8 protein-coding genes, 1 tRNA gene and 1 pseudogene are annotated in these 9,657 nt (G+C 70.5%); 4 read left to right on the forward strand and 6 right to left on the reverse strand.

The window, feature by feature from the left end; translation table 11 throughout:
• The first annotated feature begins 21 nt into the window (after nucleotides 1-21).
• Nucleotides 22-1,920 (forward strand): BTAD domain-containing putative transcriptional regulator, encoded by a 1,899-nt coding sequence (locus E1166_RS32540; protein WP_132339799.1) that lies wholly within the window; start codon nucleotides 22-24, stop codon nucleotides 1,918-1,920.
• On the forward strand, nucleotides 1,917-2,591 hold the full coding sequence (locus E1166_RS30975) for a class I SAM-dependent methyltransferase (protein ID WP_165944355.1): 675 nt from the start codon (nucleotides 1,917-1,919) through the stop codon (nucleotides 2,589-2,591). Before E1166_RS32540 ends, E1166_RS30975 begins: the two co-directional genes overlap by 4 nt.
• A 22-nt stretch (nucleotides 2,592-2,613) precedes the next feature.
• On the opposite strand, the pseudogene E1166_RS32690 reads toward E1166_RS30975, so the two are convergent.
• Nucleotides 2,614-2,797, reverse strand: a pseudogene (locus tag E1166_RS32690) (hypothetical protein).
• 145 nt (nucleotides 2,798-2,942) lie between these two features.
• The gene (locus E1166_RS16225) at nucleotides 2,943-4,238 is read right to left on the reverse strand and encodes an FAD-dependent oxidoreductase (protein ID WP_132339801.1); all 1,296 of its coding nucleotides are present in this window, start codon (nucleotides 4,236-4,238) and stop codon (nucleotides 2,943-2,945) included.
• Between the two features lie 90 nt (nucleotides 4,239-4,328).
• Here E1166_RS16225 and E1166_RS16230 point away from each other — a divergent pair, with 90 nt between their 5' ends.
• Nucleotides 4,329-5,195, forward strand: a complete 867-nt coding sequence (locus tag E1166_RS16230; RefSeq protein WP_132339803.1) for a TetR/AcrR family transcriptional regulator — start codon at nucleotides 4,329-4,331, stop codon at nucleotides 5,193-5,195.
• Between the two features lie 285 nt (nucleotides 5,196-5,480).
• Here the strand turns inward: E1166_RS16230 and E1166_RS16235 are convergent, their stop codons facing one another.
• The 4 genes from E1166_RS16235 to E1166_RS16250 all read right to left on the reverse strand — a co-directional run bounded on the left by E1166_RS16235 (nucleotide 5,481) and on the right by E1166_RS16250 (nucleotide 7,814).
• Nucleotides 5,481-6,329 carry a DUF4240 domain-containing protein gene (locus E1166_RS16235; RefSeq protein ID WP_165944356.1) on the reverse strand — a complete coding sequence of 283 codons (849 nt, stop codon included), beginning with the start codon at nucleotides 6,327-6,329 and terminating at the stop codon, nucleotides 5,481-5,483.
• A 56-nt stretch (nucleotides 6,330-6,385) separates the two neighbouring features.
• The gene (locus E1166_RS32070) at nucleotides 6,386-7,141 is read right to left on the reverse strand and encodes a hypothetical protein (protein ID WP_243710378.1); all 756 of its coding nucleotides are present in this window, start codon (nucleotides 7,139-7,141) and stop codon (nucleotides 6,386-6,388) included.
• The gene (locus E1166_RS16245; RefSeq protein WP_132339815.1) at nucleotides 7,138-7,476 is read right to left on the reverse strand and encodes an AbrB/MazE/SpoVT family DNA-binding domain-containing protein; all 339 of its coding nucleotides are present in this window, start codon (nucleotides 7,474-7,476) and stop codon (nucleotides 7,138-7,140) included. Before E1166_RS16245 ends, E1166_RS32070 begins: the two co-directional genes overlap by 4 nt.
• 254 nt (nucleotides 7,477-7,730) lie before the next feature.
• Nucleotides 7,731-7,814, reverse strand: a tRNA-Leu gene (locus tag E1166_RS16250).
• A gap of 211 nt (nucleotides 7,815-8,025) precedes the next feature.
• On the opposite strand from E1166_RS16250, the gene E1166_RS32695 reads away from it, so the two are divergent.
• Nucleotides 8,026-9,657, forward strand: a 1,632-nt coding sequence (locus tag E1166_RS32695) for a tetratricopeptide repeat protein (RefSeq protein ID WP_132339807.1), incomplete at its 3' end; no start/stop codon positions are given.

The raw sequence follows: 9,657 nt of genomic DNA on the forward strand, positions 1-9,657 counted from the left end.
CGCTGCGGGTAGCGTGATCTCGTGCGATTCGGGGTGCTGGGGCCGTTGGCGGTGTGGACGTCCGACGGGCGGCCGGTGCGGATACCCGAGGCGAAGGTCCGCGCGCTGCTGGCCGACCTGCTGGCACAGCGGGGCCGTCCGGTGTCGGCGGACCGGCTCATCGACGACCTCTGGGGCACCGAGCCGCCCGGCAACCCGGCCAACACCCTGCAGACGAAGGTGTCCCAGCTGCGCCGCGCCCTGGAGCGGGCCGAGCCGGGCGGCCGGGAACTGGTCGCCTTCCAGCCGGCGGGGTACGTGTTGTGCGCCGGCGACGTGGACGCCGAACAGTTCACCGACCTGCTGGCACGGGCCCGCGCCACCGACGATCCGCTGGCCAAGGCGGGACTCCTGGCGGACGCGCTGGCGCTGTGGCGCGGCCCCGCGTACACCGATTTCCCCGACGCGGAATTCGCCCGGTCCGCCGCGACCGGCCTGGCGGAGCAGCGGCTGACCGCGCTGGAGGAGCAGGCGGAGGTACGGCTGGCGCTGGGCGACCACAGCTTGCTGGCGGACGAGCTGGCGCCCCTGGTGGCCGAGCTCCCGCTGCGGGAACGACTCCGGGCGGCGCACCTGCGCGCCCTCTACCGGTCCGGACGGCAGAGCGAGGCACTGGCCGGGTTCGACGAGGTGCGCCGGGCGCTGGCCGAGGAACTCGGCCTGGATCCCGGGCCGGAACTGGTGGCCCTGCACCAGGCGGTGCTGACCCAGGATCCCGCCCTGGCCCCGGCCGTCCCGCCGGTGACCTCGGCGGTCCGGCCGCGGCCGCACCTGCCCGCGCCGATCTCGGCACTGGTCGGCCGCGACGAGCAGGTGGCGGCGGTGCGCGGACTGCTCGCCTCCGCGCGGCTGGTCACGGTGACCGGTCCCGGCGGGGTGGGTAAGACCCGGCTGGTGCTGGCCGCGGCGGCGCAGTCACCGGACGATGCGTGGCTGGTCGAACTCGCCGCGCTGCGCGCCGGCGGCGTGGCGGAGGTCGCCGACGTGGTGGCGGGCGTTTTGGGCGTACGCGACGAGATCGCCGATCGGGGGCGCCCCGCCGAGCTGGCCGACCGGCTCGCCGACGCCCTGCGCGGGCACCGGATGCTGCTCGTCCTGGACAACTGCGAGCACCTGGTGGAACCGGTCGCCGAACTCGCCTTGCTGCTGTTGCGGGCCGCCCCCGGGGTGCGCATCCTCGCCACCAGTCAGGAACCGCTCGCCATCGCCGGGGAGAGCCTGCACCAGCTGGGCCCGCTCGGCCCGGACGACGCCGCCGAGCTGTTCCGGGCCCGCGCCGGCAACACCCTGGACGCGGACGACGACAAATGGGTGACGGCGATCTGCGCCCGGACCGGCGGTCTGGAATGCTCGGTCGCCTTCACCGGGCATGCGGTCGTCGCTACCGCGCTGCCCGCTGCGGACGTACATGCGCACCGGCCGGACGGTTTCGGTGGCTCCCTGGCTCCGGACTTCCTGCGCGCTCTCGCCGGCACTACCGGGTGGATCGGCGTCATCGACGCTACGTTGGCCCGCCGTGGTGTCGGCGGAACGCCGCGCCTACAGCCGCTCACCCACGCCGACGATCATCCCCGGGTTCAGCACGCCCGGCAGCTGCGCACACACGTCCGGGTGTTCGGCGACGACCGTGGACTTGTCACCCTCGCGGCCGGGCTCGCCGGACGCACCGAGCTAAGCATCGAACTGCACCGTCCGCAGGAGAGCGGTCATGGAGAGGGCCGCTCACTGCTCACCGATGCACTCACCCTGATCCCCGACGGGAAACCCGTCTTCGCCGCCGTCTCACCGGGCAACGCCCGATCCCTGCGGGCCTTCCTCGCCGCTGGGTTCGCCCCGATCAGCGCCGAGGTAATCCTGCGACCAGATCGGACACGGGCATGACCAAGCCGACCTCAGCGCACGCGGCCGAGGCATCCGCTACGCGCCGCAGTTACGATACCGTGGCGGCGCGCTACGCGGCCGAACTCGGCGACGAGCTGCGCGGCAAGGCCCTCGACAGGGCCCTGCTGGACGCCTTCGCCGAGCTGACCGCCGGCGGGCCCGTCCTCGACGTGGGATGCGGCCCTGGTCACACCTCTGCGCCCCTGACCCACCGCGGGGCCAGGGCATTCGGTGTCGACCTGTCGCCGATGATGTGCACCATCGCACGGCGCACCGCCTCGCTCCCGTGCGCCGCAGCGGACATGACCGCGCTGCCGATCCGCTCCGCGGCGGTGAGCGGAATCCTCTGCTGGTATGCGGTGATCCACCTCCACCAGCATCACCGAGCCGCAGCCTACGCCGAGTTCGCCCGCGTACTCCGCCCCGGCGGTCACGTCCTGATCGCGTTCCACACAAGCAACGCGAACACCAAAGCCGGACAGGCAAAGACGCTCACCGACTGGTGGCACCACCCCGTCGAGCTCACCTTCCGCTTCCTCGACCCGGCCGCCGAGACCGCGGCCCTGGCCCGGGCCGGCCTGCACCTCACAGCGCAACTGGACCGAGCACCCTACGCCGGCATCGAGCACCCCAGTCAACGCTCGTATCTGCTAGTCCGACGGACACCGTAGACAGAGCAATTACTCCTCGTGGTCACGCCCGGATCCGCCAGCGGCTCCGTCCGGTTGGGTCGGGGCGGTGCTGGTAGACCCGCAGATCGGCGTCGAAAGCGGTGCGCGAACTCGCGCGTGATTTCGTACAGACAGGCCCGCTAAACGATGGTCTCTCCACCGCCGACAACCACCTGCTCATCACCGGGCCCGCCGCGGAGCAGCACTCATGCCATCGACGGTACGCGCTTACCGCGTGGGAAAGCGGCAGATTCGGCGCGAGGCCCGAGCCACCGCAAGCCGGGGCCGTAAACCACCCCGTCCGACGTGGAGGCCGAATCGTGGCCGCCAGGCGAGCCGGATTGGTAGAGGTCAGGCTGGATTCCGTCGCGGGGCACCCTGCCCCCCGAGCACCGGCTCGGTGGCCGTCTCGACGCGTGGCGTCCGGACGTGTTCCTGCCGAATGCCGAGGGCGAAGGTGCGCAGTGCCCGGCGGCGCAGTTGCGGGATCCGGCGCAACACGCCGACCAGCGGGGGGACCTTGAACTCCGCGCCGCGCAGTACCGGGTCGATGAGCCGTTGCTGCGCGGCTCGCTGCAGGGACTGGATCACCCTCGTGGGCAGTTCCCGCCGTCGCTGGACGTCGTGGAGCAGCTTCTCCGGCACCGGCGTGCCGGTGCGCTGTGCCCTTAGCAGCGCCGGGTAGAGGATGTTCGCGGTGGCGACCGCGTCCTGGATCGCCAGGTTGATCCCGACCCCACCCAGTGGTGACATGGCGTGCGCGGCGTCCCCGATCAGCAGCAGTCCGGGCAGGTGCCAGCGTGGTGCCCGATTGACTCGTACGTCGAGCACGCTCACGTTGTCGAAGGACTTCAGCTCGCCCGCCTGCTCGACGAGTTCGGGTGCGGTGTCGCGGATGCTCTGGCGGAACGCCTCGATCCCGGCGGCCTGTACGGCCGCGTAGCCGCCTTTGCGGACGAAGTAGGCCACCTGCCAGTAGGTGCGTCGATCGATGCCGACGATCCACCGACCCGGCGAGACCCGGGCCAGGGCGATTCCCTGCTGCGGGTCGCTCTCACTCTTGGACAGCCGGAACCAGAGGACGTCGACTGGCACGCCGTATTCCCTCGCGGGCAAGCCGGAGGCGGCGCGCAGGGTCGAGTGCCGGCCGTCGGCGGCCACGGTGAGCGCTGCCCGCAGTTCGCGCTCCTGGCCGTGCCGGTCGCGGTAGCGCACACCGGCGATGCGCCTCTGCTCCCGGATCGTGTCGGTGACCTCGGTGTCCATCAGCAGGTGGAAGTGGGGGTAGCACCGGCCCTCGTCGGCCAGCATGTCCAGGAAGTCCCACTGCGGAGCCATGGCCACGTACGGGTATTTGATGTTCAGCTCTTCGAGGGAGCCAGCCGGTGTCGTGCGTACCGGGTTGTACGGAATCTTCGCGAACTTCTCGGTGAGCTGGAGCTCCTCAATCAGCTCCAGCGTGGACGGGTGAATGGTGTCACCCCGGAAGTCGCGCAGGAAGTCGCTGTGCTTCTCCAGCACGACGACGTCGATGCCGGCGCGGGCCAGCATGAGACCGAGCATCATGCCGGCCGGTCCGCCGCCCGCCACGACGACGGTCGCCTCGCTCACCGTTCCCAGGCGGCTCGTGGCCGCTTGTTCGGTCATGGGGGACTCCATGCTCGATATCATCGCCTGTTGAAATCGAACTGTACGAGATATCTGAGCCGATGTCACCGCTGTTGTAGTGTCAGTTTCGTGACCGCTGCCGTTCCCGCCGGCCTCGTCGCCGCCGCACTCGCTGCGGCCCGCGACCGTGACCAGCCCGTGGCGGAGGTACCGCTCACCGCCATCGCGGCAGCGGCAGGCATCTCCCGCAGCACCCTGCTGCGCCGGCTCGGGGGTACCCGCTCCGCCCTTGACGACGCCGTACGCGACTCTGGCGTAGACCCCGGCGGGCGGCCCCCGGTCCGGGAACGAGCCATCGAGGCCGCTGCCCACCTGATCGGCGAACGGGGCCTCGGAGGGGTCACGCTCGACGCGGTCGCCGCCGCCGCCGGCTGTTCGCTACCGAGCCTGCACGCGACCTTCGACGGACGCGACGGCCTGCTCGCCGCGGTTTTCGAGCGCTATAGTCCTGTGCTCGACCTGCGCGCGCTGGCCGCCGAACCGCCGGATCGGCTCGAAGAGACGATACGAGCGATCTACCGCGCGCTGCTCACCGCGTTGCACCGGGAACCCCGCGTCATCCCGGCGATTTTCGGTGACCTGTTTAGCCGCCCCGACGGCCCGGCCAGCCGACTGGTGCGCGCCAACGGCCCGGCCCTGCTGCAGGCCGTCCGGCTCCTGTTGATGCCTGAGGTGGCGGCCGGTCGGCTGCGTCCCCTGCCGTTCCCGCTGCTCGCGCAACTACTGGTCGGCCCGTTGGTGTTCCACTCTCTGACCCGACCAGTGTTGGAGGCCATTGTGGGTGACGAACTTCCGGACGTGACACGGACGTGCGAGGTGTTCGCCGACGCGTTCCTCCGTGCTGCCGCGAAACCACGAGCGGGGCACGACGCAACCCTCGACGTCGACGGTGGAGGCGTCGCCAGCAACCTCGGATCTGCCGACGACCAGACGTAACGATGCGTAATTAGGTGTCGATCCGATTGGACCGCACCTGACCAGGTGACCCAGCCCTGTCCCAGCTGGCCAGGGCAGGCGGAACGCTGAGGATGCTGCCCACGCACTCTGGTCGCGCATAGAAGACAGGCAAGGTCACAGGTGAAACCTATCGCCAGACCCGAGCTCGACCGCCCGTCGTGGCTACCCGCCGCGCGGAGCAATGTTCCTCGTTTGCCTTCACGTTTGGTCTGCAGCCCGTAGCGTCAGGGCGCCGGTGGCACTGGCACCCATCGTCCGCCGCCGCTACGGCAGCACCGGCAGCGGTGGCGTCTCCGGCAGGCCGAGCTTCGACTGTACGAATAAAAGCATCGCCCGCTGATGCTCAGCTGCCAGCTGTGGCAGGTCCTGGGTCGACGCGCGGTGCAGGATCGCAGCGTCGAACCCGTAGTGGACTCGCACCACCTTTCGCCCCTTGCCGAGGCGCGGCTTGGGCACCACGGACCACGTGTAGTAAGGGTAGACCTCAAGGTCGGGCACGCCGGCGTTGCTCCACCAAGCCCTCCAAGCGGCGTCGGAGTCGATCGCCCTCTCCAGGTCGTAAGCCACGCTGTCGAAACCGTCCCGCACAGCTTTCTCGTCGTACTCATGACCACACATGTACCAGTTCCACCATTTGTCATTGTCCTCGACAGCGGTGGTTCCCCATGCGGCATCGTTGCTGCCGGCAGCCACGTCCACCACGGGCGTGTGGTCCCAGTCCAGCCCCGTGGCGATCTCCAACGCACGGGGTGCCACCTCCAGAAGTTCCTCAGCGCTCGCTACCTGCCAGCGCCCAGACAGAGACCCGGGATCGGCCACCACCTGCCGCCAGGTACGCAGCCCAGCAGCGACCACGGCCAGTCTCGCGTAGAGGAAGACATCGTCGGACATGGGAACCGGCGGAGAATCAGCTGGTTCCGAGACATCCCAGACCGCTTGCGACATGTGTTGCGGGGTGTCGAGCGCGTTCACCGCAGCCGCAAGATCGTCGGCGAATTGCCGTACACCTGCCTCACCGGCTGCGGCCAACCGCTCGACGAGGCGGGTGCATCTGTCGGGAGTCACCACACCGTCGAGGAGTGCTATGTAGGACCAAAACTTTTCAGAGATCACTGCGACACCCTTCCCGCCGTTCGCGTCGGGTGCCGTCACTTCGGCAGCGGAGACCGTCACGGTACCGCCATCCGGCTGAATGCCTCAGCGCTGGGGCGGCGAAAAAGTCCGAGCCGCTCAGCATGCCGCTGCAGATACCTCATCAACGTGGGAGAAACTGGCTGCCAACGCACCGTGTCCCCCTTCTCGCGAAGCAGAATCAGACACTGGTCCGGGTCCAAATCAACAGGACGAAGCGCCAAAGCTCCGCCACGGCGACACGCCGTCTCGGTATGCAACCGCAAGAGCAGGCTATCGAGCGCCGGATCATCCCCTGTGCTGGCCGCCACAGCGTTGATCTCCGCCAGCCGAACGTCCGCCACCGCCCGCCGCGTGCTCGGCAAACGACGCGGCTTCGCCACCTTCAACGCAGGATTGTCCGACGCCGCGATGAAACCATCAGCGACCGCCCTCCTGTAAAGACAACGCAGCGCGGCAACCAGGTGCTCCGCTGCGCTTCGACCTGCGCGGGCATTCCGACGAGCCACCACATGCGTCTTGACATACTCCGCCAAACGCTCAATCTCCGACGGTGTGGGCTCGTTCAGCCTCCGCTGTCCCCAGTGCTCCACCACGCGTTTCCAGTAGGAGCCGTAGGCTCGCCGCGTACCCGCACTGACCGCCGCTGCCACGACCGGAACGTATTCGGCGAATGTCGGCGCCAACGAACGCTTCGCCGACGCTTCGATGAGGTCGGCCGCCGAGATGCCCATTCTTGCGAGCAGCAGTCGAGCGGCATCCAACTCAGCCGAGCCTGCCGTGCTCTGACTCATCCCTGGCCCCCACCAAGAGCCGCAGTCTGCGCCTGGACGATCATCCGGTCAAGGGCAGCCGGTGGGTGCACAACAAGAACCCCGGCGGTGGGATCCGCCGCCAGCAGCACCCGCTCACCAGCCTTCAGACCGCACCACCTCCGGACAGCCGCGGGCAGGTGCAGATGGCACTGACCAGTGAGGGTGAAGACACCCTGCGAGCTCACCCGCACGACGATGAGCCCGGCGTCCTCATGAATATGAAGACGGGTACCCGACGTCCAGCCGAGCGCGCGGACGATCACCCGGTCGGCGATTCGACCGCTGATGTCGACGGCTGCCAAGCCATACACCATGACACCCACGCGTGGCATCGGAAGATCTGGCAGCGGCAACGGCGCACGACGTAGCGAGCCGTTTGGTCGCCGGCCGCCCCCACGGATTCGCCCCGGCCGCGCAGGAGGCACCAACGCGGCGACAGTCGCGTCAGGCATGGCGATCAACCCCACCGCAAACAGTCCCGATGGAGGCCGCCCCAAGGGCAGCGAACCCGTAATCAAGCGAGCTTGACCACGGGTTCGTCAGATACAGCAGGGGTGCTTCAAATCTGTGTCCGAGGGGGGACTTGAACCCCCACGCCCTATACGGGCACTAGCACCTCAAGCTAGCGCGTCTGCCATTCCGCCACCCGGACCTACTCATTCAGCCTACCCGGTCAGCCAGGCGGGATTTCCCGCCGGTCAGCCACCCAGGTTGGCCGCACGGGGCATTACTGTACACGCCCGAGGTGGATCATGCACATCGCCGTCCGGGTGGGGTGTCTGCCCAGCTCAACCGGGTCGAGAGATCCGGACACCGGTGACGCGGGTAGCGTCCGGGCGCGCTCTACGGGCAGCATTGCTCCCGTGGCACAGCCCTCTCCCCTTGCCGGCGTCCAGCAGCGGGCCCTCGCCCTACGGGCCGCCGGCGACCTCTCGGCCGCCCGCCGGCTGCTCGCCGACACGCTCGCCTCCGCCCGGCGCGGGTACGGAGAGGACCACCCCGACGTGTTGAGCGCCGCCCACCTGCTGGCGCGGATGCACCGCGAGGCCGACGACCCGGCCGGTGCCCGCCGGGTGCTGGAGGAGGCGTACGCCGCGGGTGAGCGCCGCTGGAATCCGGCCGACCCGCTCATGCTGGCGATCTGCTTCGACCTCGCCCAGGTGGCCGACGAACTGGGTAACCGGCACGAGGCCCGCCGCAACTTCACCCGGGTCGTCACCTACGGTCCGTCGGTGCTGGGCGAGCAGCATGCCGCGGTGAGCGCTGCCCGGCAGTACCTCGGCGCCGGAACCGTCCCCGCACCTTCTCCTCCATCCGTTGGCTCTCCCGCACCGGCTCCCCCCGCCCCGCCGATGCCGCCGCAGCCCACGGCTCCTGCGGGGCCACCCAGCGCCATGGCTCGACCCGGGCCACCCAGTGCGGTGGCGCCACCGAGTGTCGTGGCGCCGCCGGTGCAACCCGATCCGGTGGCGCGACGGGGGCCGGTCGTCCCACCGACACCCGTCGCGTACGTACGGCCCGACAGCGCGAGCGGCCAGGGCTGGCAGCCTGCTTCCCCACTCGACCGTGGCTCCCACCAGACGGCACCGCCGGCACACCAGCCCTCGGCACCGCACGTGCCGTTGCCCCGGCAGCAGCGGTCGATGCCGCCGGCACCGGTGTTACCCACACCTGCGCCCGCCCCCGCGGTGCCAGCGCCCCCCGTGCCCGTGCCGCCGGGGCCAACCACACCGCCCGTGCCACAGCAGATGCCCGGGCTGGTGCACCCGCCGGTGGGCCCGGCGGCGCAGACCGGCCCGGTGGCGCCGGTCTCGTCGCCGTGGGCACCGCCCCATCTGCAGGCATCGCACCGTCAGGCGTCGTCCCTCCCGACACCGGCCGCTGCGCCGCCCCACCAGCGGGCGTCCGCCGCGCCAGCGGTTCCGCCGACCGCCACGGTGCCGCCAGCACCGGTCGTGACGCCACCGCTCGGACCACAGCCGGTCAACGCCCCTCCCACTCCGGTCGTGTCCCCGCCGCGCATTCCGACGGCGCCTGCGCCTCCCGTCGTGCCCGCACCGGTCTCCGCACCACCGCAACCGGTCGCGCCGGCACCCGTGCCGGCACCACCGCAGCAGCCCGACCCCGCCGGGCCGGGCGAGGGAACCGAAGCGGCGGCACCGGGCCAGTCGGAGTACGCGTCGACCGGCCGACCGGGGGACGCATCCGACCCCGCGCGCCCGTCGGCCCCGAAGCCGCATGGCTGGGACCGGCCGACCATCCAGGTCCAGCAGATCGGGCCACTGCTGCGGGAGGAGGCCGAGCGGACCGGACCAGGAGCCCGGCGTTTGGCTGCGACCCCGCCGGATGCCGACCTCACCAGCGCCCCCGCGGTGGCACCACCGTCGGCGTCCCCGCTGCCGCCGTCCCCGGTCGTCAGCGCACCACCGGCTTCCGCCCCGACGGCGCCCAGCGCGCCGCCCACCACCCCGTACCCGGTCAGCGCTCCACCGCTG

The organism is Micromonospora sp. KC213 (assembly GCF_004348325.1).
Lineage (GTDB): Bacteria > Actinomycetota > Actinomycetes > Mycobacteriales > Micromonosporaceae > Micromonospora.